37 protein-coding genes are annotated in these 24,022 nt (G+C 67.4%); all 37 read right to left on the bottom strand.

Annotated elements, in window-relative coordinates:
• Window positions 1-61: 61 nt before the first annotated feature.
• The 37 genes from truA to rpsL all read right to left on the bottom strand — a co-directional run bounded on the left by truA (window position 62) and on the right by rpsL (window position 23,500).
• The gene (gene truA, locus ACFOWE_RS05525) at window positions 62-955 is read right to left on the bottom strand and encodes a tRNA pseudouridine(38-40) synthase TruA (protein ID WP_377285824.1); all 894 of its coding nucleotides are present in this window, start codon (window positions 953-955) and stop codon (window positions 62-64) included.
• Between the two features lie 78 nt (window positions 956-1,033).
• Entirely contained in the window at window positions 1,034-1,573 is a 540-nt protein-coding gene (gene rplQ, locus ACFOWE_RS05520) for a 50S ribosomal protein L17 (RefSeq protein ID WP_377285822.1), read from the bottom strand.
• 273 nt (window positions 1,574-1,846) lie between these two features.
• Window positions 1,847-2,863 (bottom strand): DNA-directed RNA polymerase subunit alpha, encoded by a 1,017-nt coding sequence (locus ACFOWE_RS05515; protein ID WP_377285820.1) that lies wholly within the window; start codon window positions 2,861-2,863, stop codon window positions 1,847-1,849.
• A gap of 101 nt (window positions 2,864-2,964) precedes the next feature.
• Entirely contained in the window at window positions 2,965-3,591 is a 627-nt protein-coding gene (gene rpsD, locus ACFOWE_RS05510) for a 30S ribosomal protein S4 (RefSeq protein WP_377285819.1), read from the bottom strand.
• Window positions 3,592-3,611: 20 nt separating this feature from the next.
• Window positions 3,612-4,016, bottom strand: coding sequence for a 30S ribosomal protein S11 (rpsK, locus tag ACFOWE_RS05505; RefSeq protein WP_020542285.1), 405 nt, complete (start codon window positions 4,014-4,016; stop codon window positions 3,612-3,614).
• A gap of 45 nt (window positions 4,017-4,061) precedes the next feature.
• The gene (gene rpsM, locus ACFOWE_RS05500; RefSeq protein WP_344856294.1) at window positions 4,062-4,442 is read right to left on the bottom strand and encodes a 30S ribosomal protein S13; all 381 of its coding nucleotides are present in this window, start codon (window positions 4,440-4,442) and stop codon (window positions 4,062-4,064) included.
• 296 nt (window positions 4,443-4,738) lie between these two features.
• On the bottom strand, window positions 4,739-4,852 hold the full coding sequence (gene rpmJ, locus ACFOWE_RS05495; protein WP_003956441.1) for a 50S ribosomal protein L36: 114 nt from the start codon (window positions 4,850-4,852) through the stop codon (window positions 4,739-4,741).
• 24 nt (window positions 4,853-4,876) lie between these two features.
• Window positions 4,877-5,098, bottom strand: a complete 222-nt coding sequence (gene infA / locus ACFOWE_RS05490) for a translation initiation factor IF-1 (RefSeq protein WP_012887858.1) — start codon at window positions 5,096-5,098, stop codon at window positions 4,877-4,879.
• Window positions 5,099-5,405: 307 nt separating this feature from the next.
• Window positions 5,406-5,852, bottom strand: a complete 447-nt coding sequence (locus ACFOWE_RS05485) for a DUF1707 SHOCT-like domain-containing protein (RefSeq protein WP_377285818.1) — start codon at window positions 5,850-5,852, stop codon at window positions 5,406-5,408.
• A gap of 34 nt (window positions 5,853-5,886) precedes the next feature.
• The gene (map, locus tag ACFOWE_RS05480) at window positions 5,887-6,714 is read right to left on the bottom strand and encodes a type I methionyl aminopeptidase (protein WP_377285816.1); all 828 of its coding nucleotides are present in this window, start codon (window positions 6,712-6,714) and stop codon (window positions 5,887-5,889) included.
• Between the two features lie 132 nt (window positions 6,715-6,846).
• The gene (locus ACFOWE_RS05475; protein ID WP_377285814.1) at window positions 6,847-7,497 is read right to left on the bottom strand and encodes an adenylate kinase; all 651 of its coding nucleotides are present in this window, start codon (window positions 7,495-7,497) and stop codon (window positions 6,847-6,849) included.
• Complete coding sequence (gene secY / locus ACFOWE_RS05470) at window positions 7,497-8,810, bottom strand: preprotein translocase subunit SecY (RefSeq protein ID WP_377285813.1); 1,314 nt, start codon at window positions 8,808-8,810, stop codon at window positions 7,497-7,499. The genes ACFOWE_RS05475 and secY overlap by 1 nt, the downstream gene beginning before the upstream one ends.
• Before the next feature lie 191 nt (window positions 8,811-9,001).
• A complete protein-coding gene (gene rplO, locus ACFOWE_RS05465) occupies window positions 9,002-9,457 on the bottom strand; it encodes a 50S ribosomal protein L15 (protein WP_377285812.1) in 456 nt (151 codons plus the stop codon).
• Between the two features lie 2 nt (window positions 9,458-9,459).
• Window positions 9,460-9,642 (bottom strand): 50S ribosomal protein L30, encoded by a 183-nt coding sequence (gene rpmD / locus ACFOWE_RS05460; RefSeq protein WP_068896549.1) that lies wholly within the window; start codon window positions 9,640-9,642, stop codon window positions 9,460-9,462.
• A 3-nt stretch (window positions 9,643-9,645) separates the two neighbouring features.
• The gene (rpsE, locus tag ACFOWE_RS05455) at window positions 9,646-10,278 is read right to left on the bottom strand and encodes a 30S ribosomal protein S5 (RefSeq protein ID WP_344856311.1); all 633 of its coding nucleotides are present in this window, start codon (window positions 10,276-10,278) and stop codon (window positions 9,646-9,648) included.
• Window positions 10,279-10,339: 61 nt separating this feature from the next.
• Window positions 10,340-10,723 (bottom strand): 50S ribosomal protein L18, encoded by a 384-nt coding sequence (gene rplR, locus ACFOWE_RS05450; protein WP_196450018.1) that lies wholly within the window; start codon window positions 10,721-10,723, stop codon window positions 10,340-10,342.
• 2 nt (window positions 10,724-10,725) lie between these two features.
• Window positions 10,726-11,268: a 50S ribosomal protein L6 gene (rplF, locus tag ACFOWE_RS05445; RefSeq protein ID WP_377285811.1), complete on the bottom strand. Its 543-nt coding sequence runs from the start codon at window positions 11,266-11,268 to the stop codon at window positions 10,726-10,728.
• Window positions 11,269-11,284: 16 nt separating this feature from the next.
• Window positions 11,285-11,683, bottom strand: coding sequence for a 30S ribosomal protein S8 (rpsH, locus tag ACFOWE_RS05440; protein ID WP_377285810.1), 399 nt, complete (start codon window positions 11,681-11,683; stop codon window positions 11,285-11,287).
• 147 nt (window positions 11,684-11,830) lie between these two features.
• Window positions 11,831-12,016, bottom strand: a complete 186-nt coding sequence (locus ACFOWE_RS05435) for a type Z 30S ribosomal protein S14 (protein ID WP_377285809.1) — start codon at window positions 12,014-12,016, stop codon at window positions 11,831-11,833.
• A gap of 2 nt (window positions 12,017-12,018) precedes the next feature.
• Window positions 12,019-12,588, bottom strand: coding sequence for a 50S ribosomal protein L5 (rplE, locus tag ACFOWE_RS05430; RefSeq protein ID WP_377285808.1), 570 nt, complete (start codon window positions 12,586-12,588; stop codon window positions 12,019-12,021).
• A complete protein-coding gene (gene rplX, locus ACFOWE_RS05425; protein WP_377286445.1) occupies window positions 12,588-12,878 on the bottom strand; it encodes a 50S ribosomal protein L24 in 291 nt (96 codons plus the stop codon). Before rplX ends, rplE begins: the two co-directional genes overlap by 1 nt.
• Before the next feature lie 9 nt (window positions 12,879-12,887).
• Window positions 12,888-13,256 carry a 50S ribosomal protein L14 gene (rplN, locus tag ACFOWE_RS05420; RefSeq protein ID WP_377285807.1) on the bottom strand — a complete coding sequence of 123 codons (369 nt, stop codon included), beginning with the start codon at window positions 13,254-13,256 and terminating at the stop codon, window positions 12,888-12,890.
• 206 nt (window positions 13,257-13,462) lie between these two features.
• Window positions 13,463-13,744, bottom strand: coding sequence for a 30S ribosomal protein S17 (gene rpsQ / locus ACFOWE_RS05415; protein WP_377285806.1), 282 nt, complete (start codon window positions 13,742-13,744; stop codon window positions 13,463-13,465).
• Entirely contained in the window at window positions 13,737-13,973 is a 237-nt protein-coding gene (gene rpmC / locus ACFOWE_RS05410; protein WP_377285804.1) for a 50S ribosomal protein L29, read from the bottom strand. Before rpmC ends, rpsQ begins: the two co-directional genes overlap by 8 nt.
• Window positions 13,973-14,392 carry a 50S ribosomal protein L16 gene (gene rplP / locus ACFOWE_RS05405; protein ID WP_068896539.1) on the bottom strand — a complete coding sequence of 140 codons (420 nt, stop codon included), beginning with the start codon at window positions 14,390-14,392 and terminating at the stop codon, window positions 13,973-13,975. Before rplP ends, rpmC begins: the two co-directional genes overlap by 1 nt.
• Window positions 14,393-14,394: 2 nt before the next feature.
• Entirely contained in the window at window positions 14,395-15,234 is an 840-nt protein-coding gene (gene rpsC, locus ACFOWE_RS05400; protein ID WP_377285803.1) for a 30S ribosomal protein S3, read from the bottom strand.
• A complete protein-coding gene (rplV, locus tag ACFOWE_RS05395) occupies window positions 15,234-15,587 on the bottom strand; it encodes a 50S ribosomal protein L22 (protein ID WP_068921169.1) in 354 nt (117 codons plus the stop codon). Before rplV ends, rpsC begins: the two co-directional genes overlap by 1 nt.
• Window positions 15,588-15,702: 115 nt before the next feature.
• Window positions 15,703-15,981, bottom strand: a complete 279-nt coding sequence (gene rpsS, locus ACFOWE_RS05390; protein ID WP_189179056.1) for a 30S ribosomal protein S19 — start codon at window positions 15,979-15,981, stop codon at window positions 15,703-15,705.
• A gap of 11 nt (window positions 15,982-15,992) precedes the next feature.
• On the bottom strand, window positions 15,993-16,829 hold the full coding sequence (gene rplB, locus ACFOWE_RS05385; protein ID WP_377285802.1) for a 50S ribosomal protein L2: 837 nt from the start codon (window positions 16,827-16,829) through the stop codon (window positions 15,993-15,995).
• A gap of 89 nt (window positions 16,830-16,918) precedes the next feature.
• The gene (gene rplW / locus ACFOWE_RS05380) at window positions 16,919-17,218 is read right to left on the bottom strand and encodes a 50S ribosomal protein L23 (protein ID WP_068896534.1); all 300 of its coding nucleotides are present in this window, start codon (window positions 17,216-17,218) and stop codon (window positions 16,919-16,921) included.
• Window positions 17,218-17,865: a 50S ribosomal protein L4 gene (gene rplD, locus ACFOWE_RS05375; protein ID WP_377285801.1), complete on the bottom strand. Its 648-nt coding sequence runs from the start codon at window positions 17,863-17,865 to the stop codon at window positions 17,218-17,220. Before rplD ends, rplW begins: the two co-directional genes overlap by 1 nt.
• Window positions 17,862-18,515, bottom strand: a complete 654-nt coding sequence (gene rplC / locus ACFOWE_RS05370) for a 50S ribosomal protein L3 (RefSeq protein ID WP_377285800.1) — start codon at window positions 18,513-18,515, stop codon at window positions 17,862-17,864. Before rplC ends, rplD begins: the two co-directional genes overlap by 4 nt.
• A gap of 14 nt (window positions 18,516-18,529) precedes the next feature.
• Window positions 18,530-18,838 carry a 30S ribosomal protein S10 gene (gene rpsJ, locus ACFOWE_RS05365; protein ID WP_012887830.1) on the bottom strand — a complete coding sequence of 103 codons (309 nt, stop codon included), beginning with the start codon at window positions 18,836-18,838 and terminating at the stop codon, window positions 18,530-18,532.
• 394 nt (window positions 18,839-19,232) lie between these two features.
• Window positions 19,233-20,426, bottom strand: coding sequence for an elongation factor Tu (gene tuf, locus ACFOWE_RS05360; RefSeq protein WP_377285799.1), 1,194 nt, complete (start codon window positions 20,424-20,426; stop codon window positions 19,233-19,235).
• Between the two features lie 93 nt (window positions 20,427-20,519).
• Window positions 20,520-22,568, bottom strand: coding sequence for an elongation factor G (gene fusA, locus ACFOWE_RS05355; RefSeq protein ID WP_377286443.1), 2,049 nt, complete (start codon window positions 22,566-22,568; stop codon window positions 20,520-20,522).
• 87 nt (window positions 22,569-22,655) lie between these two features.
• Window positions 22,656-23,126 carry a 30S ribosomal protein S7 gene (gene rpsG, locus ACFOWE_RS05350; protein WP_189235076.1) on the bottom strand — a complete coding sequence of 157 codons (471 nt, stop codon included), beginning with the start codon at window positions 23,124-23,126 and terminating at the stop codon, window positions 22,656-22,658.
• A 2-nt stretch (window positions 23,127-23,128) separates the two neighbouring features.
• The gene (gene rpsL, locus ACFOWE_RS05345) at window positions 23,129-23,500 is read right to left on the bottom strand and encodes a 30S ribosomal protein S12 (protein ID WP_012887826.1); all 372 of its coding nucleotides are present in this window, start codon (window positions 23,498-23,500) and stop codon (window positions 23,129-23,131) included.
• Window positions 23,501-24,022 lie beyond the last annotated feature (522 nt).

The following is a 24,022-nucleotide window of genomic DNA, read 5'->3' as shown; positions in this document are numbered from 1 at the left end:
CCGCTCACCAGCGGCTACCAGGCGCCGGGTCTTCCCGATCGACTGACCCGGTGGCTCCCCGTCAGCCGGCGGGCGTGCGCACCCGTCGGGTCATCGCGGCCCGCCGGGCGAGCTCCTCGCCCTCCGGATAGCGCACCTCCTCCAGGCAGAGGCCGTGCGCCGGTGCGACGTGCACCCCCGAGTCCCGTACGGCCCGCGCCAGCACCTGCCCCGGCCACTCCACCCCGAGGCGCCCCTCGCCGACCGCCAGCAGCGCCCCCACCAGCGCCCGGACCATCGAGTGGCAGAAGGCGTCGGCGACCACGGTCGCCATCAGAAGGTCGCCCTCCCTGACCCAGTCGAGCCGCTGCAGCTCGCGGATCGTCGTCGCGCCCTCCCGCTTGCGGCAGAAGGCCGCGAAGTCGTGCTCGCCGAGCAGCCGCCCGGCCGCCGTGTTGAGCCGGTCCACGTCGAGGGGACGGGCATACCAGACGACCTCCCGGCGGCGGAGCGGGTCGACGCCCGAGGGCGCGTCGCAGACCCGGTAGGCGTAGCGGCGGGAGAGCGCGGAGAAACGCGCGTCGAAGCCCTCAGGAGCCACCGTGACGCGGTGGACGCGGACGTCGAGGGGGAGGACACCGGCCAGCCTCCTGCGCAGCGCTGAGAGACGCTCGTCGAGGAGCTGCTCCGCGGAGAGCTCCGCGGAGAGCCCCTCAGTGGGAACCGCGCCCTTCTTCCTGCGGCCCTCCACCGCCGCGAGCGTGTCCTCCGCCACGTCCACGTGCGCCACCTGCCCGCGGGCGTGCACCCCCGCGTCGGTCCGCCCCGCCACGGTCAGCGCGGGCGGCCCGTCGAGCCGCAGGATCTTGGCGAGAGCGTCCTCGATCTCTCCCTGGACCGTCCGCCTGCCGGGCTGCCGGGCCCAGCCGGAGAAGTCCGTGCCGTCATAGGCGAGATCCAGGCGCAGCCGTACCACGATGTCCCTCCCGGAGAAACGGGAACGGGCCCGGCGCCCCCGCGGGGGACGCCGGACCCGTTCCACCGACCTGAAAGATCAGGCGTTGTCCTTGTCCTCGGTCTCCTCGGCCTTGGGAGCCTCGGCGCTCTCCTCCGCCTTCGGAGCCTCGGCGGCCTCGTCGGCCTTGGCGGCCGGAGCCTCGGTGGTCTCCTCCGCCTTCGGGGCCTCCTCGGTCTTCGCCTCGGCGGCCGGGGCCTTGGCGACGCGGACCGTGTTCAGCGGCTCGGAGACCAGCTCGATGACCGCCATGGGGGCGGCGTCGCCCTTGCGGAGGCCGACCTTGGTGATCCGGGTGTAGCCGCCGGGACGCTCGGCGAAGGCCGGGGCGATCTCGGTGAAGAGGTGGTGGACGACACCCTTGTCGCGGACGACGGTCAGCACCTGGCGACGGTTGTGCATGTCGCCCTTCTTCGCCTTGGTGATGAGCTTCTCCGCCAGCGGACGCAGACGCTTCGCCTTGGCCTCGGTGGTCTTGATGCGGCCGTGCTGGAAGAGCTGGGTGGCGAGGTTCGCCAGGATCAGCTTCTCGTGGGCCGGGCTGCCGCCGAGACGGGCACCCTTGGTGGGCCTGGGCATGTCGTTCTCCTTGGGAGTCAACCCGCCCCGGCCGTGTCAGGTACCGGGGTCGGGCCGCGGGAGCCGCCTCGCGGGTCCCGCGTTACCGAACGCCCCGGAGACTGCGCGCCTCCGGGGCGGGCCGTGGGGATCGCGTGCGATTCCCACGGGTCGAACAGCGCCGAAGGGGCGATGCCCTTTCGGAGCGGGGACCGCGTGCGGTTCCCGCGGGTCGGACGACCCCGGAGGGGCGGTGCCCTCCGGGGGGATCGCGGGGGGCGAGCCCCCGCGGGGTCAGTACTGCTCGGTCTCGACGTACGCGCTGTCGTCGTCGTCGTAGCCGCCGCCGGCCACCGCGGTCGGGTCGAACCCGGGCGGGGAGTCCTTGAGCGCGAGCGACATCTCGTGCAGCTTCTGCTTGACCTCCTCGATGGACTTCGCACCGAAGTTGCGGATGTCCAGCAGGTCCTGCTCGCTGCGGGCGACGAGCTCACCCACGGTGTGGATGCCCTCGCGCTTGAGGCAGTTGTAGGAGCGGACGGTGAGGTTCAGCTCCTCGATCGGCAGCGCCAGGTCGGCGGCCAGGGCCGCGTCCGTCGGCGACGGGCCGATGTCGATGCCCTCGGCCTCGACGTTCAGCTCGCGGGCGAGGCCGAACAGCTCGACCAGGGTCTTGCCGGCCGAGGCCACCGCGTCGCGGGGCTTCATCGACGGCTTGGTCTCGACGTCCAGGATCAGACGGTCGAAGTCGGTGCGCTGCTCGACACGGGTCGCCTCGACCTTGTAGGTGACCTTGAGCACCGGCGAGTAGATCGAGTCGATCGGGATGCGGCCGATCTCCTGGCCCGGCTGCTTGTTCTGCGCGGCGGAGACGTAGCCGCGACCGCGCTCGACGGTCAGCTCCATCTCCAGCTTCGCCTTGCCGTTCAGCGTGGCGATGCGCAGCTCGGGGTTGTGCACCTCGACGCCGGCCGGGGGCGCGATGTCGGCGGCGGTGACGTCGCCGGGGCCCTGCTTGCGCAGGTACATCACCACGGGCTCGTCGTGCTCGGAGGAGACGACCAGCTCCTTGAGGTTCAGGATGATGTCGGTGACATCCTCCTTGACCCCCGGGACGGTCGAGAACTCGTGCAGCACGCCCTCGATGCGGATGCTGGTCACGGCCGCGCCCGGGATGGACGACAGCAGCGTGCGCCGCAGCGAGTTTCCGATGGTGTAGCCGAAGCCCGGCTCCAGCGGCTCGATGACGAACCGGGAGCGCGTCTCCTCGATGGTCTCCTCGAGGAGGGTCGGGCGCTGAGCGATCAGCATGTGGGTTCTCCCCTGAACGTGCGGCGCCCGCTATTTGACGCCGCTCGGTAAGAACAAGCATAGGTGCCGTACGGCATGCCGCACGGCACCTACGGGAGCTGCTACTTGGAGTAGAGCTCGACGATCAGCTGCTCCTGGACCTGGGTGTCGATCTGCTGACGGACCGGGAGCTGGTGGACCAGGATCCGCATGGCCTCGGCGGAGACGCCCAGCCAGGCCGGGTACGTCTTGTCGCCGGCGGTGGCGCGCGCGACCTCGTACGGCATGAGGTTGCGGGCCTTCTCACGGACCTCGACGATGTCGTGCTCGCGGACGCGGTACGACGGGATGTCGACCTTCTTGCCGTTCACCAGGATGTGGCCGTGGCGGACCTGCTGGCGGGCGGCGTCGCGGGACTCGGCGAAACCGGCGCGGTAGACCACGTTGTCGAGACGGCTCTCCAGGATCTGGAGGAGGTTCTCACCGGTCTTGCCGCTCTTGCGGTTGGCTTCCTCGTAGTAGTTGCGGAACTGCTTCTCGAGGACGCCGTAGATGCGACGGGTCTTCTGCTTCTCGCGGAGCTGGAGCTGGTACTCCGACTCCTTGGGACGGCCGCGGCCGTGCTCACCCGGCGGGTACGGGCGGATCTCGATGGGGCACTTCGCGGACTCGCACTTCTTGCCCTTGAGGAAGAGCTTGACCTTCTCCCGACGGCAGAGCTTGCAGTCCGCACCCGTGTAACGAGCCATTTTCTATCTTCTCCTGGGGCTCAGACGCGACGGCGCTTGGGCGGGCGGCAGCCGTTGTGCGGCACGGGGGTCACGTCCTGGATGGACCCGACCTCCAGGCCGGTGGCCTGCAGCGAGCGGATGGCGGTCTCGCGGCCCGAGCCCGGGCCCTTGACGAAGACGTCGACCTTGCGCATGCCGTGCTCCATGGCGCGGCGGGCGGCGTTCTCAGCGGCCATCTGCGCGGCGAACGGGGTGGACTTGCGAGAGCCCTTGAACCCGACGTGGCCGGCGCTGGCCCAGGAGATCACGTTCCCGTTCGGGTCGGTGATCGAAACGATCGTGTTGTTGAACGTGCTCTTGATGTGGGCGTGCCCGTGAGCGACGTTCTTCTTCTCCTTGCGGCGCACCTTCTTCGGGGCGCCCTGACGGCTCTTAGGAGGCATGTTTTGCCTTCACTCCTGAGGTCTTCGGTCCTGCGGCTGCGCGGACTACTTCTTACCGGGCTTCTTCTTGCCGGCGACGGTCTTCTTCTTGCCCTTGCGGGTGCGCGCGTTGGTCTGCGTGCGCTGACCGTGCACGGGGAGACCGCGGCGGTGCCGGATGCCCTGGTAGGACTGAATCTCGATCTTGCGACGGATGTCGGCCTGGATCTCGCGGCGGAGGTCACCTTCGATCTTGAAGTTGGCCTCGATGTAGTCACGGAGCGGGACGAGCTCCTCGTCCGTGAGCTGGTGGACCCGGAGGTCGCCGCTGATGCCGGTGGCCTTGAGGGTCTCGAGCGCGCGCGTGCGGCCGATCCCGAAAATGTAGGTGAGAGCGATCTCCAGCCGCTTGTCGCGGGGGAGGTCGACGCCAACCAGGCGAGCCATGGTCGGGCATTCTCCTTCGTTGTGGCGGAGGTCCTGCGCTTCACTACCCCTCCCCATGCCCGGGGTGAGGGCCCCGGCCTCCGACCGGGGGTCTCCCGCGTGGTACGGCCTGCCGGCCGCCTGCGCGGGTGTGGAACGCGATTACCGTTTCCCGGGTCGGGTCTCCCCGCCCCTCCGGCTCCGGGAGGCTTCTTCCGCCCCCTGGCGCCGCAGAGGGCGCGGTGCCCTCTCCGGTGGCCTCACATGGATCGAGTCCGCCTCTTACGAGCGGACTCCGTGAGACCTGCTTGCCGCGACTAGCCCTGGCGCTGCTTGTGGCGCAGGTTGTCGCAGATCACCATGACGCGACCGTGCCGGCGGATCACCTTGCACTTGTCGCAGATCTTCTTGACGCTCGGCTTGACCTTCATAGTCCTTATTCGTCCCTCAGACGCTTACTTGTACCGGTAGACGATCCGCCCACGACTGAGGTCGTAGGGGCTCAGTTCGACGACAACCCGGTCGTCGGGAAGGATTCGGATGTAATGCATGCGCATCCGCCCGCTGATGTGGGCCAGGACCTTATGGCCGTTGTCGAGCTGGACCCGGAACATAGCGTTCGGGAGCGACTCAACCACAGTGCCCTCGATCTCGATGGCGCCGTCTTTCTTGGCCATGTCCCTCGCGTTTCACTGATCGGTCGTCTGAGGCTTCGGAACACTAAGCAGCCGCGACCCTGCGCCTCGCGTGAGAGCTGCGGTGGCGACACCGGCTGAGGCGCAGCGGTCATAGTGAACCGAAAAAGGAGTGTACGACACCGGACGATGAAATGCGAAACCGGCGGCCGGTGCTTGACACAACCGTCATCAAGCATACCCGCGGAGACGACGGGAAAGTCCGCAGGCGGACGTGTCGCGGGAGGCCCGCTCCCGGGCCGGCCCGGCGGCGGGCCGCCGATGGCGGGGTGCGGTCCATGGCCGCGCCCTACCGCTTCCGGTCGTCCCCGAACCTCGTCAGGACCGTCGCGACCACCAGGATCGCGCCCCACGGCCCCATCACCCACAGCGGCCACGGATAGGGGACGTCGTCGAAGCCGTCCCCTATCGCGATGGCGAACCAGATCGCCCAGTTGACGCTGACCGCGAAGGCCCAGGGGGTCCACATCGCCATCAGGGTCGTCCTCCGGGACGAGTTCCCGTCGGCGCGCTCCGGCCGCTTGGCCGGGGACTCCGGCAGGCTGCGCAGGTCGACGCCGGGCAGGTCGGAGGTGAGGACGGCGAGCTCGCCGTACGTCTTGCTCGTGTAGAGCTGCTCGAGCCGCTCGTCGAACTCCTCGGTGCTGAGCCGCCCCTGGGCGTAGTGCTCCCGGAGCACAGAGGCGACCTTGTCCCTGTCGTCGTCCGATGCCCGCATCTGCGGATCAGCCGTCATCGTCGCTCACATCCGCTCGCCGTGGCGGGCGGCTTCACCGCTCGCCCGCGCCCTCTGCCGACAGGTCGCCGAACCGCTCCCTACCTCCGTCGAGCGCGGTCAGCACCCACGGCCCATTATCCGTCACCGCGACGCTGTGTTCGAAGTGCGCGGAGGGCTTCCCGTCGATGGTGACGACGGTCCAGTCGTCGGCCAGCACCCGGGTGCGGGCGGTGCCCAGGTTGACCATCGGCTCCACCGCGAAGCACATGCCGGCCTCCAGCTTCGGCCCCCGGCCGGGCTTGCCGTGGTTGGCGACCCAGGGGTCCATGTGCATCTCGGTGCCGATGCCGTGCCCGCCGTACTCCTGCGGGATGCCGTAGCGGCCCTGGGAGCGGACGTACTTCTCCACCGCGTGCCCGACGTCGGACAGGTGGGCGCCCACCCGCAGGGCGGCGATCCCCTGCCACATGGCCTCCTCGGTGACCCGCATCAGCTCGGTCAGCTCCGGGGCCACCTCCCCCACGCCGACCGTGACGGCCGAGTCGCCGTGCCAGCCGTCCAGGATGGCGCCGCAGTCGATCGAGATGATGTCGCCCTCGCGCAGCTTGCGGCGGTCACCCGGGATGCCGTGCACGACCTCGTCGTTCACCGACGCGCAGATCGTCGCCGGGAAGCCCTGGTACCCCTTGAAGGAGGGGATCGCCCCCTCGTCCCTGATCGCCTTCTCCGCGATCGCGTCGAGGTCCAGCGGCGTCATCCCGGGCTGCACGCTCTCCTTCAGCAGCTGCAGCGTCCGGCCGACCACCAGGCCCGCGGCCCGCATCTTCTCCAGCTGCTCGGGCGTCTTGATCTGAATCCCGTGTCTGTTCTTCTTGAACACGTACGCACCCCCCGGGGTGATTAAACGGGCAATTCGGGAGCTCGATTCCCCCGATTGTGCCCTAGGAGCCTCTCCTCACGACAACACGCCACCCGCGGGGACTCCCGCGGGTGGCGTGCCGGGCGTGTGTCGTCAGGCGGTGTAGGGCGCCAGGGCCTCCATCGCGCGCCGGGTGACCTCCTCCACCGGACCCGTCGCGTCCACCCCGGCGAGGATCTTCTCGTCGGCGTAGAACGAGACGAGCGGAGCGGTCTGCTCCTGGTAGACCTCCAGCCGGCGCCGGATGGTCTCCTCCTTGTCGTCGTCCCTCTGGTAGAGGCTGCCGCCGCAGTCGTCGCAGATGTCATCCCGCTTGTCGTCGAAGTCGACGTGCCAGATGCGGCCGCACTGGCTGCAGGTACGGCGGCCGGCGAGGCGGCGGACCACCTCGTCCTCGTCGACCACGAGCTCCAGCACGACGTCCAGAGCCACCCCGAACTCCGCGAGCATCTTCTTCAGGATCTCGGCCTGGGGCACGTTCCTGGGGAAGCCGTCGAGCAGGAAACCCTCCTGCGCGTCGTCCTCGGAGAGGCGGTCGCGGACCATCGCGATGGTCACCTCGTCGGGCACGAGGTCACCGCGGTCCATGTACTCCTTGGCAAGCTTGCCGAGCTCCGTGCCGCCCGAGACGTTGGCACGGAAGATGTCCCCTGTCGAGATCTTCGGGATGGACAGGTTCGATGCGATGAACTGGGCCTGAGTCCCCTTACCCGCTCCGGGGGGGCCCACCAGCACGACGCGCACTACTTCAGGAAGCCTTCGTAGTTGCGCTGCTGCAGCTGGCTCTCGATCTGCTTCACGGTGTCAAGACCGACACCCACCATGATCAGAATGCTCGTGCCTCCGAACGGGAAGTTCTGGCTCGCGCCGACGAGCGCCAGGGCGACGATCGGCACCATGGAGATCAGACCCAGATAGAGCGATCCCGGAGCCGTGAGCCGCGAGAGTACGTAGCTGAGGTACTCGGCCGTCGGGCGTCCCGGGCGGATACCCGGGATGAATCCACCGTACTTCTTCATGTTGTCGGCCACCTCAACGGGGTTGAAGGTGATGGACACGTAGAAGTAGGTGAAGAAGACGATGAGGAGGAAGAACGTGATCATGTAGGCCGGGGTGTCGCCCGTGACCAGGTTCTGCTCGATCCACTGCACGACCGCGTTCGGCTCCTCGGAGCCCCTGAAGAGGGTCGTGACGAGCTGCGGCAGGTAGAGCAGCGAGGAGGCGAAGATGACCGGGATGATGCCGGCCTGGTTCACCTTCAGCGGGATGTAGGTGGAGGTCCCGCCGTACATCCGGCGGCCGACCATGCGCTTGGCGTACTGCACCGGGACCCGGCGCTGCGCCTGCTCGACCATGACGACCAGGGCGATCATCGCGATGCCGACGACCATGACGACGGCGAAGACGAACAGGCCCTTCTGCCGGGCGATGTTCAGCAGCTCGGACGGGAAGACGGCGATGACCTGGGTGAAGATCAGGATGGACATGCCGTTGCCGATGCCGCGGTCGGTGATGAGCTCGCCGAGCCACATGACGACGCTGGTGCCCGCGGTCATCACCGTCACCATCGTGATGATGCTGAAGACGTCGTTGGGGTCCAGCAGGACGTCCTGCTGGCAGCCCGGGAAGAGCTGCCCGCTGCGCGCGAGCGCGATGAAGGCGGTCGACTGCAGGACCGCCAGGGCGACCGTCAGGTAGCGCGTGTACTGGGTGATCTTGGCCTGGCCCGCCTGCCCCTCCTTCTTGAGGGCCTCGAGACGGGGGATGACCACGACCAGGAGTTGCAGGATGATGCTCGCGGTGATGTACGGCATGATGCCGAGCGCGAAAATGGACAGCTTCAGCAATGCGCCACCGCTGAACAGCTGCACCATCCCGTAGATGTTGCCCGAATCGCCGGCCTGCGCCTCCTTGAGACACATGGCGATGTTTTCTGTGTGCACACCCGGAGTCGGAAGAACCGAGCCGAGTCGGAACAGCGCGATGATGCCCAGTGTGAAGAGCAACTTCTTGCGCAGGTCCGGCGTACGGAACGCTCGGGTAAACGCGGTCAGCACGGTCCCTCCTGCGCGCCTGAAAGGCGTGGTCGGTCAGCGATGGTGCGGGGGTGATCCATCTTGCTATCTCAAGTCAACGAGTTCGTGGAAATGAGTTGACACCCATTGTCCAGCGAACTCTAACGCACCGCAGGCGCGGAGGCCCATAGCGAGCCTCCGCGCCCCGTGTCGTGCCGTACAGCTTGAAAGCCTTACAGCTCGGAGACCGAGCCTCCGGCAGCGGCGATCTTCTCCTTGGCACTGGCGGAGAAGGCGTGCGCCTGCACGTTCAACGCCACGGAGATGTCGCCGGTTCCCAGAACCTTCACGAGCTGGTTCTTGCGGACCGCGCCCTTGGCGACCAGCGCCTCGACGGTGACGTCGCCACCCTCGGGGAACAGCTCACCGAGCTTGTCCAGGTTGACGACCTGGTAGGTCGTCTTGAACAGGGCGTTGGAGAAGCCCTTGTACTTGGGCAGACGGCGCTGGAGCGGAACCTGGCCGCCCTCGAAGCCGAGGGGGACCTTGTTCCGGGCCGTCGTGCCCTTGGTGCCACGACCGGCGGTCTTGCCCTTGGACGCCTCGCCGCGACCCTTGCGGATCTTCGACTTGTTGGCGCCCGGGGCCGGCCGCAGGTGGTGGATGCGGAGCGGGGTGTTCTCTGCCATGTCTAGTCGACCTCTTCCACGGTGACGAGGTGCGTCACCACGGAGACCATGCCGCGGATCTCCGGGCGGTCCTCCTTGACGACGACGTCACCGATTCGCTTCAGACCGAGCGAACGCAGCGAGTCACGCTGGTTCTGCTTGCCGCCGATCTTCGAGCGGACCTGCGTGATCTTCAGACGTGCCATCGGCTAGCTCACCGCCTTCGCCGCCGCGGCCTCCGCCATGCCCTCGGCGCGAGCCTTGAGCATCGCCTTGGGAGCGACGTCCTCGATCGGCAGACCACGACGGGCGGCGATCTCCTCGGGCCGGCTGAGGCCCTTCAGAGCGGCCACCGTGGCGTGCACGATGTTGATCGGGTTGTCCGAGCCGAGCGACTTGGACAGGACGTCGTGGATGCCGGCGCACTCCAGCACGGCGCGCACCGGACCACCGGCGATGACACCGGTACCCGGCGAGGCCGGACGCAGGAAGACGACGCCGGCCGCCTCCTCACCCTGCACGATGTGCGGGATGGTGCCCTGGATGCGCGGCACCCGGAAGAAGTGCTTCTTCGCCTCTTCGACGCCCTTGGCGATGGCCGCGGGGACTTCCTTGGCCTTGCCGTAGCCGACGCCGACCATGCCGTTGCCGTCGCCGACGACGACGAGGGCGGTGAAGCTGAAGCGACGACCGCCCTTCACGACCTTGGCCACTCGGTTGATCTTCACGACGCGCTCGATGTACGAGACGCCCTTGTCAGCGCTGCCACCGCGGCGGTCGTCACGACGACCGTCACGCCGCTCGCCACCGGCGGCGCCACCGCGACGCGGAGCTCCGGCCATCAGTGGTTCCTCTTCTCATTCGTCATACGGGCCATCAGTTGCGATCCTCGGGACGGAGTCATCAGAACTCCAGCCCGCCTTCGCGTGCGCTGTCCGCGAGGGCCGCGATGCGGCCTGCGTAGCGGTTGCCACCGCGGTCGAACACGACCGCGGAGATACCGGCAGCCTTGGCCCGCTGAGCGATGAGCTCGCCGACCTGCTTCGCCTTGTCGGTCTTGGCGCCCTCGGCCGTGCGCAGGGAGCCCTCCATGGTGGAGGCGCTCACCAGCGTGTGGCCCTGGGTGTCGTCGACGATCTGCACGAACAGGTGTCGGGTGGACCGGTTGACGACCAGGCGCGGGCGCGCGGCCGTGCCGACCACCTTCTTGCGGACGCGGCCGTGGCGGCGGGCCCGCGAGACGGCGCGGGCGGCCGTGTGCTTGCCGAACGCAGTCTTGCCAGCCATGCCTACTTACCAGCCTTTCCGACCTTGCGGCGGATAACCTCGCCCTGGTAGCGCACGCCCTTGCCCTTGTACGGGTCGGGCTTGCGCAGCTTGCGGATGTTCGCGGCGATCTCGCCGACCTTCTGCTTGTCGATGCCGTCCACGTGGAACAGGGTCGGCTTCTCGACGCGGAAGGTGACACCCTCGGGGGCGTCGACGATCACCGGGTGGCTGAAGCCCAGGGAGAACTCCAGCTGCGTCGGGCCCTTGGCCTGGACGCGGTAACCGACACCCACGATCTCCAGGGTCTTGGAGAAGCCCTGGGTCACGCCCGTCACCATGTTGGCGATCAGCGTGCGGGACAGACCGTGCAGCGCACGGTTCTTGTTCTCGTCGTTCGGGCGCGTGACGGCGACAGTGCCGTCCTCCGCCCGCTCGACCTTGATGGGCTCTGCGACCGTGTGCGAGAGCGTGCCCTTGGGGCCCTTGACCGTGACATCCCGACCGTCGATGGTGACGTCGACGCCGTTCGGTACAGGGATGGGCAGCCGTCCGATTCGCGACATGCTGTAAGCCTCCCTTCTACCAAACGTAGGCGAGGACTTCCCCGCCCACACCACGCTTGCCGGCCTGCTTGTCGGTCATGAGGCCGCCGGACGTCGAGATGATCGCGACGCCCAGACCGCCCAGGACCCGGGGCAGGTTGTCCTTCTTTGCATAGACCCGCAGACCGGGCTTGGAAACCCGGCGCAGGCCCGAGAGCGAACGCTCACGGTTCGGCCCGAACTTGAGCTCCACCACGAGGTTCTTTCCGACCTTGGCGTCCTCGACGCTCCAGGCCTGGATGTAACCCTCCTGCTGGAGGATCTCGGCGATGTGCGCCTTGATCTTCGAGTACGGCATGGCCACGCTGTCGTGGTACGCCGAGTTCGCGTTTCGCAGACGCGTCAGCATGTCTGCGATCGGGTCGGTCATCGTCATGGCCGGTGGCCTTCCTCACCGCGGTTTCCCCAGGGGACCTGCGGTGCGGTCATGGGCGCTCCTGTGGCAGCACCCGGTGAATATGACTTTCTCTGTGTCCGGCTGGCGCCGCGTGGTCCCGTGCCGGGCACGGGACCACGCCGGCGGCTACCAGCTCGACTTGGTGACGCCGGGCAGCTCGCCCCGGTGCGCCATCTCGCGGAAGCAGATGCGGCACAGGCCGAACTTCCGGAACACGGCGCGGGGACGACCACAGCGCGAGCACCGGGTGTAGGCCCGGACCTCGAACTTGGCCTTGCGAGCAGCCTTGACCTTGAGCGACGTCTTCGCCATGATCAGGCCTCCTTGAAGGGGAAGCCGAGGTGCTTCAGCAGCGCCCGGCCCTGGTCGTCGGTCTTGGCGGTGGTCACGATCGTGATGTCCATGCCACGCTGCCGGTCGACCTTGTCCTGGTCGATCTCGTGGAACATGACCTGCTCGGTGAGACCGAAGGTGTAGTTCCCGTTGCCGTCGAACTGCTTCGGCGACAGGCCGCGGAAGTCGCGGATACGGGGGAGCGCCAGGGACAGCAGACGGTCCAGGAACTCCCACATGCGGTCGCCGCGCAGCGTCACGTGCGCGCCGATCGGCATGCCCTCACGCAGCTTGAACTGCGCGATGGACTTGCGGGCCCGCACCACGGCCGGCTTCTGGCCCGTGATGACCGTGAGGTCGCGGACGGCGCCCTCGATCAGCTTGGAGTCACGGGCGGCCTCGCCGACACCCATGTTCACCTTGATCTTGGTGATCGTGGGGATCAGCATGACGTTCGGGATCCCGAACTCCTGCTGGAGCTTCGCGGCGATCTCTTCGCGGTAGCGCTGCTTGAGACGCGGGAGCGTGCGCTCTTCGGAAGTGGCAGTCATTACTTGTCCTCACCCGGCTCGTCGGCCTTCTTGTCGGCCTTCTTGGCGGGCTTCTCGTCATCCTTGAGCTTCTTGACGTTGCTCACGTGGATGGGGGCCTCCATGGTCTGCACGCCGCCGGTCTTGGCGCCACGCGGGCCCTGGAGGGTCTCCTTGGAGTGCTTCTTGATCATGTTGACGCCTTCGACCACCACGCGCTCCTCGCGCGGGAGGGCGGCGATCACACGACCCTTGGCACCCTTGTCCTTGCCGGCGATGACCTGGACCAGGTCACCCTTCTTCACATGCAGCTTCGACATTTACAGCACCTCCGGCGCGAGCGAGATGATGCGCATGAACTTCTTGTCACGCAGCTCGCGGCCGACCGGACCGAAGATACGCGTGCCGCGAGGGTCACCGCTGTCCTTGATGATGACCGCGGCGTTCTCGTCGAAGCGGATGTAGGAGCCGTCGGGCCGGCGGTTCTCCTTCACCGTGCGGACGACGACGGCCTTGACGACGTCGCCCTTCTTCACGGTGCCACCAGGGATGGCGTCCTTGACTGTGGCGACGATGATGTCGCCGATACCCGCGTAGCGCCGACCCGAGCCGCCGAGCACGCGGATGCAGAGGACTTCCTTCGCACCCGTGTTGTCGGCGACCTTGAGTCGCGACTCCTGCTGGATCACGTCTACTCCTGTGTGTCTCGCCGGTTCTCACCCGGCAGGGTGAGCCTTGCGGAACCTGCTGTGGTCTTTTTCCTCCGGCCACAGTCCGCCCCGGGTGAGTCGCCTCACCCCGCGCGGACCGCACCGCAGGCGGTGCGGGGGCGGGCCCCACACCCTTGGACACCATCGTGGGGGGTGGGCTGACCACCCCCCACGAGGCGCGTTTCTTACTTGGCCTTCTCGAGGATCTCGACGACCCGCCAGCGCTTGCTGGCCGAGAGCGGCCGGGTCTCCATCAGGAGGACGCGGTCGCCGACGCCGCAGGTGTTGCCCTCGTCATGCGCCTTGTACTTGGTCGTCCGGCGGATGACCTTGCCGTACAGGGGGTGCTTGACGCGGTCCTCGACAGCGACGACGACAGTCTTGTCCATCTTGTCGCTGACGACCAGGCCCTCACGGGTCTTGCGGTAGTTCCGCGCCGCGGTCGTGCTCTCCGTTGCCTCAGCCATCGCTCGACTCCTTCTCAACCGTCACAATGCCGAGCTCCCGCTCGCGCATCACGGTGTAGATACGGGCGATCTCGCGGCGGACGGCGCGCAGCCGCCCGTGGCTCTCCAACTGACCGGTCGCGGCCTGGAAGCGGAGGTTGAACAGCTCCTCCTTGGCTTCCTTCAGCTTCTGGACCAGGGTCTCCTGGTCCTCCACCCGCAGCTCACCGGCGGTCAGGCCCTTAGCCATCACGCCTCACCCACTTCACGCTTAACGACCTTGCACTTCATCGGGAGCTTGTGGATCGCCCGCTTCAGCGCCTCACGGGCCACCGGCTCGGCGACGCCCGAGAGCTCGAACATGACGCGGCCGGGCTTGACGTTCGCGATCCACCACTCCGGCGAGCCCTTACCGGAACCCATGCGGGTCTCGGCCGGCTTCTTGGTGAGCGGGCGGTCCGGGTAGATGTTGATCCACACCTTGCCGCCACGCTTGATGTGGCGGGTCATGGCGATACGAGCCGACTCGATCTGGCGGTTGGTCACGTAGGAGTGCTCAAGCGCCTGGATGCCGTACTCGCCGAACACGACACGCGTACCGCCCTTGGCGGCACCACTGCGGTCGGGCCGGTGCTGCTTGCGGTGCTTGACCCTGCGCGGGATCAGCATGGTCAGCTCCCTTCAGCACCCGGCTGCGCAGCCGGGCCGGTCTCGGGGGCGGCCTGCGAGGCCGCCTCGGTCTTGGGCGCGCGGTCACCGCGGCCGCCACGACGCGGACGGTCGGCACCGCCACGGCGCGGACGGTCGGCGCCGCCACGACGGTCGTCGCGCTCACGACGCTGGCCGGCGCGGCCGGCCGCGGCGGCCGCCTCACGCTCGGCGCGGCTGGTCGGAGCCTCACCCTTGTAGATCCACACCTTCACGCCGATGCGGCCGAAGGTGGTGCGGGCCTCGTACAGGCCGTAGTCGATGTCCGCGCGGAGCGTGTGCAGGGGCACGCGGCCCTCGCGGTAGAACTCCGAGCGGGACATCTCGGCGCCGCCCAGACGACCGGAGCACTGCACCCGGATGCCCTTGGCGCCGCTCTTCATCGCCGACTGCATGGCCTTGCGCATGGCCCGCCGGAACGAGACACGGCTGGACAGCTGCTCGGCCACGCCCTGGGCGACGAGCTGAGCGTCGATCTCGGGGTTCTTGACCTCGAGGATGTTCAGCTGGACCTGCTTCTTGGTCAGCTTCTCGAGGTCACCGCGGATCCGGTCGGCCTCGGCGCCGCGGCGGCCGATGACGATGCCCGGACGGGCGGTGTGGATGTCGACCTGAACCCGGTCGGTGGTCCGCTCGATCTCGACCTTGGAAATGCCGGCCCGCTCCATGCCCTTCTTCAGCATGCGGCGGATCGCCACGTCCTCGGCCACGTACGACTTGTAGAGCTTGTCGGCATACCACCGGCTCTTGAAGTCGGTCGTGATGCCGAGGCGGAACCCGTGCGGGTTGACCTTCTGACCCACTAGCGGGTCCTCCCCTTCGGCTCGCGGGACTCCACGATCACGGTGATGTGGCTCGTCCGCTTGTTGATCCGATAGGCACGGCCCTGCGCGCGGGGACGGAACCGCTTCAGGGTCGGGCCCTCGTCGACCCAGGCACGGCTCACGAAGAGCGTGTCACGGTCGAGGTTGAAGTTGTGCTCCGCGTTCGCAATGGCGCTGGAGAGCACCTTGTACACGGTCTCGCTCGCCGCCTGGGGAGCGAACTGCAGCACGGCCTGCGCCTCCGAAGCGGGCAGCCCGCGAATGAGGTCCACCACGCGGCGGGCCTTCATGGGCGTGTGGCGCGCGAACCGCACCTGAGCCCTGGCTTCCATCGCTTACTCCTCTTAACCTTCTGCTTCGTATCGGTCGAGTCGGTCTCGCCCTGAGGGAATCGGCACGGCTGTCGCCCTCCCGATCGCCCCGGCGGGACTCCCTCTCCCCAGGCGCTTACCGCCGGCTGCGGCGGTCTTCCTTGACGTGGCTGCGGAACGTGCGCGTGGGCGCGAACTCCCCGAGCTTGTGACCGATCATCGCCTCGGTGATGAAGACCGGGACGTGCTTGCGGCCGTCGTGCACGGCGATCGTGTGGCCGATCATGTCGGGCACGATCATGGAGCGCCGCGACCACGTCTTGATGACGTTCTTGGTGCCCTTCTCGTTCTGAGCGTCCACCTTCTTCTGAAGGTGGTCGTCCACGAAGGGACCCTTCTTAAGGCTACGTGGCATTTCGGCTGCTCCTACCGCTTCTTCCGCTTGGTCCGACGACGGATGATCAGGCGGTCACTGGCCTTGTTCGCCGCACGGGTACGGCCCTCGGGCTTGCCCTTGGGGTTGACGGGGTGGCGACCGCCGGAGGTCTTACCCTCACCACCACCGTGCGGGTGGTCCACCGGGTTCATCGCGACACCGCGGACGGTGGGGCGCTTGCCCTTCCACCGCATACGGCCGGCCTTACCCCAGTTGATGTTGGCCTGCTCGGCGTTGCCGACCTGGCCGATGGAGGCCCGGCAGCGGACGTCGACCTGGCGCATCTCGCCGGACGGCATACGCAGCGTGGCGTACTGGCCCTCCTTGGCGAGGAGCTGGATCTGCGCGCCGGCGGACCGGCCCAGCTTGGCGCCGCCGCCCGGACGGAGCTCCACCGCGTGGATGAAGGTACCGGTCGGGATGTTGCGCAGCGGCAGGCAGTTGCCCGGCTTGATGTCGGCCGCGGGGCCGTTCTCGATCCTGTCGCCCTGCTTCAGGCCGGTGGGGCAGAGGATGTAGCGCTTCTCCCCGTCGGCGTAGTGCAGCAGCGCGATACGGGAGGTGCGGTTCGGGTCGTACTCGATGTGAGCGACCTTGGCCGGGATCCCGTCCTTGTCGTGGCGCCGGAAGTCGATGATCCGGTAGGCGCGCTTGTGGCCGCCGCCCTGGTGGCGGGTGGTGACCCGGCCGTGGACGTTGCGACCGCCCTTGCTGTGCAGGGGAGCAAGCAGCGACTTCTCGGGCGTGCTGCGGGTGATCTCGGCGAAGTCCGAGACACTCGCGCCGCGGCGACCCGGGGTCGTCGGCTTGTACTTACGGATGCCCATCTTTTTCGTTCATCCTTCGTCGGTTTATCCGGCCGAATGCCCCCCGCCTCCCGGCGAGGGGCGCTCGGCGCGTACTTACTGCGAGCGGGTCAGCCCTGACCGAAGATGTCGATCCGGTCGCCCTCGACCAGGCTCACGATCGCACGCTTGGTGCTCGGGCGCTGGCCGTAGCCGAACTTGGTCCGCTTGCGCTTGCCCTGGCGGTTGATGGTGTTGACGCTCGCCACCTTGACGCCGAAGATCTGCTCGATGGCGATCTTCACCTGCGTCTTGTTGGCCGTCTTCCGCACCAGGAACGTGTACTTGTTGTGCTCGTCGATCAGGCCGTAGCTCTTCTCGGAGACAACCGGCTTGATGATGATGTCACGCGGGTCGGCGATCTTCTCCATCAGGCGTCTTCCTTCCCGCTCTTGCTCAGACGCGCCACGACCTGGTCGTAGGCCTCCTGAGTGAAAACGACGTCGTCGTAGCAGAGCACGTCGTACGTGTTGAGCTGCCCGGCGTCCAGCAGGTGGACCTCGGGGGCGTTGCGCAGGCTCAGCCAGGTGAGCTCGTCGCCCTCGTCGACGACGACCAGGACGCTACGGGCCTGCGTGATCTTCCGCAGCGACTCGAGAGCCGCCTTGGTCTTGGGGGTCTCGCCGGAGACGAGGCCGCTGACCACGTGGATACGGCCGCCGTTCGCCCGGTCGGACAGGGCCCCGCGCAGGGCGGCGGCCTTCATCTTCTTGGGAGTCCGCTGCGAGTAGTCGCGCGGGACCGGGCCGTGGACGGTGCCACCACCGGTGAACTGCGGAGCGCGGGTCGAACCCTGGCGGGCGCGGCCGGTGCCCTTCTGGCGGTACGGCTTCTTGCCGCCACCGCTGACCTCGCCGCGGGTCTTGGCCTTGTGGGTGCCCTGCCGGCGAGCGGCGAGCTGGGCCACGACCACCTGGTGGATCAGCGGGATGTTGACCTTGCTGCCGAAGATGTCCTCCGGCAGGTCGACCGAGCCGGCCTTGGCGCCGCTGGCGTCGAGGACGTCAATGGTGCTCACTTGGCAGCCCCCTTCTTGGCAGCGGTGCGGATGAGGACCAGGCTGCCGTTGGCACCGGGAACCGCACCCTTGATGAGGATGAGGCCCTTCTCGGCGTCCACGGCGTGAACCTTCAGGCTCTGGATGGTGGTGCGGACGTTGCCCATCCGACCGGCCATGCGCAGGCCCTTGAAGACGCGGCCCGGGGTGGCGCAGCCACCGATGGAGCCCGGCGAGCGGTGCTTGCGCTGGGTACCGTGCGAGGCGCCCAGACCACCGAAGCCGTGGCGCTTCATGACACCGGCGAAGCCCTTGCCTTTGCTCTTGCCCGTCACGTCGACGAACTGGCCGGCCTCGAAGGCCTCGGCCGTGATCTCCTGGCCGATGGTGTACTCGCCCGCGTCCTCCGTACGGATCTCCGCGAAGTAGCGGCGCGGGGTGATGTCGTGCTTACGCAGGTAGTCGCCGAGCGGCTTGTTGACCTTCCGCGGGTCGACCTGTCCGAAGCCGAGCTGAACGGCGGAGTAGCCGTCCTTCTCCGGGGTGCGGACGCGGGTCACGACGCACGGACCGGCCTCGACCACGGTCACCGGGACCATTCGGTTGTCCGCGTCGAAGACCTGGGTCATGCCGAGCTTCTTGCCCAGGACGCCCTTGATCTGCTTAGCCATGTCAGTGCGTTCCCTCAGAGCTTGATCGAGATGTCGACGCCGGCGGGGAGGTCGAGTCGCATGAGCGAGTCGACCGTCTTCGGCGTCGGGTCGATGATGTCAATCAGCCGCTTGTGCGTGCGCATCTCGAAGTGCTCGCGGCTGTCCTTGTACTTGTGCGGCGAGCGGATGACGCAGTACACGTTCTTCTCCGTCGGCAGCGGAACCGGGCCCGCGACCTTAGCGCCAGTCCGCGTCACCGTCTCGACGATCTTCTTGGCCGAGCTGTCGATGACCTCGTGGTCATAGGCCTTGAGCCGGATGCGGATCTTCTGTCCCGCCATAATGGCCTCGGTGTCCTTCGCTGTCGTCTGAAAAAGTTACATGCGGCCGGTGGCCGCTATATGTGGGTCGAGTCCGCCTCGCCCTGCACCCCTCCGGTCCGCCCTCGGCGTCCCGGCCGTGCCCGGCTCGGCTCCCTCTCCCCGTCTGTGGGTCGAGTCCGCCTCGCCCTGCACCCCTCCGGTCCGCCCTCGGCGTCCCGGCCGTGCCCGGCTCGGCTCCCTCTCCCTGGGGCCCACGTAGCAGACGCTTCACGCCTGCGCTTTCTTCCGTGATCTGGCAGTTGCTTCGGTCACTCTCACGGCCGAAACAGCTGCGAGATCACGGTTCGTGGGTCGTGCGGAGGGGCCGCGGACGGCCCCGCGCGGTGNNNNCCCCCCCCGCTCCGCGGTCGGACTACTTGATGATCTTCGTGACGTTGCCGGCGCCGACGGTGCGGCCACCCTCACGGATCGCGAACTTGAGGCCCTCCTCCATCGCGATCGGCTGGATGAGCTCGACACGCATCTCGGTGTTGTCACCGGGCATGACCATCTCGGTGCCCTCGGGCAGGTGGACGACACCGGTCACGTCAGTCGTACGGAAGTAGAACTGCGGACGGTAGTTGTTGAAGAACGGCGTGTGGCGGCCGCCCTCGTCCTTGGCCAGGATGTAGACCTGGGCCTCGAACTCGGTGTGCGGGGTGGTCGTGCCCGGCTTGATGATGCACTGGCCGCGCTCGACGTCCTCACGCTTGATGCCGCGCAGGAGCAGACCGACGTTGTCGCCGGCCTGGCCCTCGTCGAGCAGCTTGCGGAACATCTCGACGCCGGTGACCGTGGTGGTGGTCTTCTCCGACTTGATGCCGATGATGTCGACGGTCTCGTTGACCTTGACGACGCCGCGCTCGATACGGCCGGTGACGACGGTGCCACGACCGGTGATCGAGAAGACGTCCTCGATCGGCATCAGGAACGGCTTGTCGACGTCACGGGTCGGCTCCGGCACGTTCTCGTCGACAGCGGTCATCAGCTCGATGATGCTGTCGCCCCACTTCTGGTCGCCCTCGAGGGCCTTCAGAGCGGAGACGCGCACGACCGGCAGGTCGTCGCCGGGGAACTCCTGAGCCGAGAGCAGCTCGCGGACCTCGAGCTCGACGAGCTCCAGGATCTCCTCGTCGTCGACCATGTCGGCCTTGTTGAGGGCCACGACGATGTAGGGGACGCCGACCTGGCGGGCCAGGAGGACGTGCTCCTTCGTCTGCGGCATCGGGCCGTCGGTGGCGGCGACCACGAGGATCGCGCCGTCCATCTGGGCCGCACCGGTGATCATGTTCTTGACGTAGTCGGCGTGACCGGGGCAGTCCACGTGGGCGTAGTGGCGCTTCTCGGTCTGGTACTCGACGTGGGCGATGGAGATCGTGATACCACGAGCCTTCTCCTCGGGCGCCTTGTCGATCTTGTCGAACGGGGTCGCCTCGTTGAGCTCAGGGAAACGCTCGTGGAGCACCTTGGTGATCGCCGCGGTCAGAGTGGTCTTGCCGTGGTCGATGTGCCCAATGGTGCCGATGTTTACGTGCGGCTTGGTCCGCTCGAACTTGGCCTTGGCCACTGGTCTGTCTCCTTAGAGATTCTGACTTGACTTTCGTCTTTTCACTCGGGTCCGGGGAGGCCGGCCTCCGGCAGAGGCCGGCCTGGCAGCGAACTACTCGCCCCGAACCTTCGCGACGATCTCCTTGGCGATGTGCTGGGGCACTTCCGCGTAGGAGTCGAACTGCATGCTGAAGCTCGCGCGTCCCTGCGTCTTGCTACGGAGGTCACCCACGTAGCCGAACATCTCAGAGAGGGGCACGAGCGCCTGGACGACACGGGCGCCTGCGCGCTCGTCCATCGCCCGGATCTGCCCGCGGCGACCGTTGAGGTCACCGATGACGTCACCCATGTAGTCCTCGGGGGTGGTGACCTCGACGGCCATCACCGGCTCCAGGATTACGGCGTCCGCCTTGCGCGCGGCCTCCTTGAAGGCCATCGAGCCAGCGATCTTGAAGGCCATTTCGGACGAGTCCACCTCGTGGTAGGCGCCGTCCTGCAGGGTGACCTTCACCCCGACCATCGGGTAGCCGGCGAGAACACCGAACTCGGCGGCCTCCTGGGCGCCCGCGTCGACCGACGGGATGTACTCCCGCGGGATGCGGCCACCGGTGACCTTGTTCTCGAACTCGTACCCGTCGTTGCCCTCGCCCAGCGGCTCAATGTCGATGATGACCTTGGCGAACTGGCCGGAACCACCGGTCTGCTTCTTGTGCGTGTAGTCGACCTTCTCCACCTTGCGGCGGATGGTCTCCCGGTAGGCCACCTGCGGCCGGCCGACGTTGGCCTCGACCTTGAACTCGCGACGCATCCGGTCGACGAGGATCTCCAGGTGGAGCTCGCCCATGCCCCAGATGACCGTCTGACCGGTCTCCTCGTCCCGGCGGACCTGGAAGGACGGGTCCTCCTCGGCCAGCCGCTGGATGGCGGTGCTGAGCTTCTCCTGGTCGCCCTTGGTCTTGGGCTCGATCGCGACGTTGATGACCGGGGCCGGGAACGTCATGGACTCCAGGACGACCGGGTTGGCCTGGTCGCACAGGGTGTCACCGGTGGTGGTGTCCTTCAGGCCCATCACGGCGACGATCTGACCGGCGTGCGCGGACGCGCGCTCCTCGCGCTTGTTCGCGTGCATCTGGTAGATCTTGCCGATCCGCTCCTTCTTGCCCTTCACCGAGTTGAGCACTCCGGTGCCGGTCTCGAGCGTGCCCGAGTAGATGCGGATGTAGGTGAGCTTGCCCAGGTGCGGGTCGCTCATGATCTTGAAGGCCAGAGCCGAGAACGGCTCGCTCACGTCCGCGTGGCGCTCGATGACCTCCTCCTCGTCCTTGACCGAGCGGCCCTTGAAGGCCGGGATGTCGGTCGGCGCGGGGAGGTAGGCGACGATCGCGTCGAGCAGGGGCTGAATGCCCTTGTTCTTGAACGCGGTGCCGGTCAGGACCGGGTTGATGGCGCTGGACAGCGTGGCGCGGCGGATCGCCGCCACCAGCTGCTCCTCGGTGGGCTCGACGCCCTCCAGGAAGAGCTCCATCAGCTCGTCGTCGTTCTCGGCGACGGTCTCGACGAGCTTGTCACGCCACTCGCGGGCGGCCTCGGCGTACTCCGCCGGGATGTCCACGACCTCGTACATCTCGCCCTTGGCCGTCTCGGCGCTCCAGAGCAGGCCCTTCATCTTCACCAGGTCGATGACGCCCTTGAAGCCGGCCTCGACGCCCCAAGGAAGCTGGATGACCGCGGGAGTCGCGTTCAGCCGGCTGACCATCATGTCGACGCAGCGGTGGAACTCCGCGCCGACCCGGTCCATCTTGTTGACGAAGCAGATGCGCGGCACGCCGTAGCCGTCGGCCTGACGCCACACGGTCTCGGACTGGGGCTCGACGCCCGCCACGCCGTCGAACACCGCGACGGCGCCGTCGAGGACGCGCAGCGAACGCTCCACCTCGATGGTGAAGTCCACGTGACCCGGCGTGTCGATGATGTTGATCGTGTGACCGGCCCACTCACAGGTGGTGGCAGCGGAGGTGATGGTGATACCACGCTCCTGCTCCTGCTCCATCCAGTCCATCGTGGCTGCGCCCTCGTGGACCTCACCGATCTTGTAGGTGATGCCGGTGTAGAACAGGATGCGCTCGGTCGTCGTGGTCTTACCCGCGTCGATGTGGGCCATGATGCCGATGTTGCGGACCTTGGCCAGGTCAAGAGCGGTCGTGGTGGCCACTTCTCTCGCGTCCTCGTCGTCTCGTCGGACCCGCTGTTACCAGCGGTAGTGGGCGAAGGCCTTGTTGGACTCGGCCATCTTGTGGGTGTCCTCGCGCTTCTTGACGCTCGCGCCGAGGCCGTTGCTGGCGTCGAGGAGCTCGTTCATGAGGCGCTCGGTCATGGTCTTCTCGCGGCGGGCCCGGGAGTACTGCACCAGCCAGCGCAGGGCCAGGGTGGTGCTGCGCGCGGCGCGGACCTCGACCGGGACCTGGTAGGTGGCGCCGCCGACCCGGCGGCTGCGGACCTCAAGGGTGGGCTTGACGTTGTCCAGCGCGCGCTTCAGGGTGACGACCGGGTCGTTGCCCGTCTTCTCCCTGCATCCCTCGAGGGCGCCGTAGACGATCGACTGCGCGATGGAGCGCTTGCCGTCCAGGAGCACCTTGTTGATGAGCGCGGTGACCAGCGGCGAGTTGTGGACCGGGTCAGCCATGAGCTGACGGCGGCCAGGAGAACCCTTGCGAGGCATTCTTACTTCTCCTTCTTCGCGCCGTAACGGCTACGGGCCTGCTTGCGGTTGCGAACGCCCTGGGTGTCGAGCGAACCACGGATGATCTTGTAGCGAACACCCGGCAGGTCCTTCACACGACCGCCACGGACGAGCACGATGCTGTGCTCCTGGAGGTTGTGGCCGACACCCGGGATGTAGGCCGTGACCTCGATGCCGTTGGTGAGCCGGACACGCGCGACCTTGCGGAGCGCGGAGTTCGGCTTCTTGGGGGTCGTGGTGTAAACGCGCATGCAGGTGCCGCGTCGCTGGGGGCTGGCCTTGAGCGCCGGAGTCTTGGTCTTGGTGACCTTGTCCTGGCGGCCCTTGCGGACCAGCTGCTGAATCGTAGGCACCGCGTCTCCGTTCGTGCTTGCCGGTGATTCGAATGGTCGTGCGTTTCGCAGGTACTGCCGGTGTCATGACCTGCTGGTTTTCCGTCCGCTCCGACCCACGCGGTCGGGCGTGTCGCGCCCTTGTCGCGCCACGTCCGGCTCAGGCCGGCCCAGCGGAGGAGGCTCACACGGCGCCCCTGTCGACTCCCCATGGGAAACCTGCCGACGCGCACGCGTGAGGGCCCATGAAGCCACGGGCACGAAGAGAGAGACTACCCAGTCAAGTGCGACACGTCAAAACGTCACACCCGGCCAGGCGCCGTCATGGGCGCCCGCATTCGTGATCGTGACTTCCGCGACCGGTTTCCAGCCGATCGCACGGATCCCTTGAGGAGTTTACCGGTTGTGGACGGCCTCTCCGGCCGTTCTCCTCATAACGTACAGCCTTCGCCGCAAAGATCGGGTCAAGCCGTACCAACGGTCACAACAGAGGAGAAGAGGCATATACGAAGAGGCATGTACAACGGACACGGCGCCCGGGTC

The sequence above is a fragment of the Planomonospora corallina genome, from assembly GCF_042650625.1.
In the GTDB taxonomy this organism is placed as follows: Bacteria; Actinomycetota; Actinomycetes; order Streptosporangiales; family Streptosporangiaceae; genus Planomonospora_B; species Planomonospora_B corallina.
The sequence above is the reverse complement of the archived record's forward strand: the minus strand, read 5'-3'. Positions and strand labels throughout refer to the sequence as shown.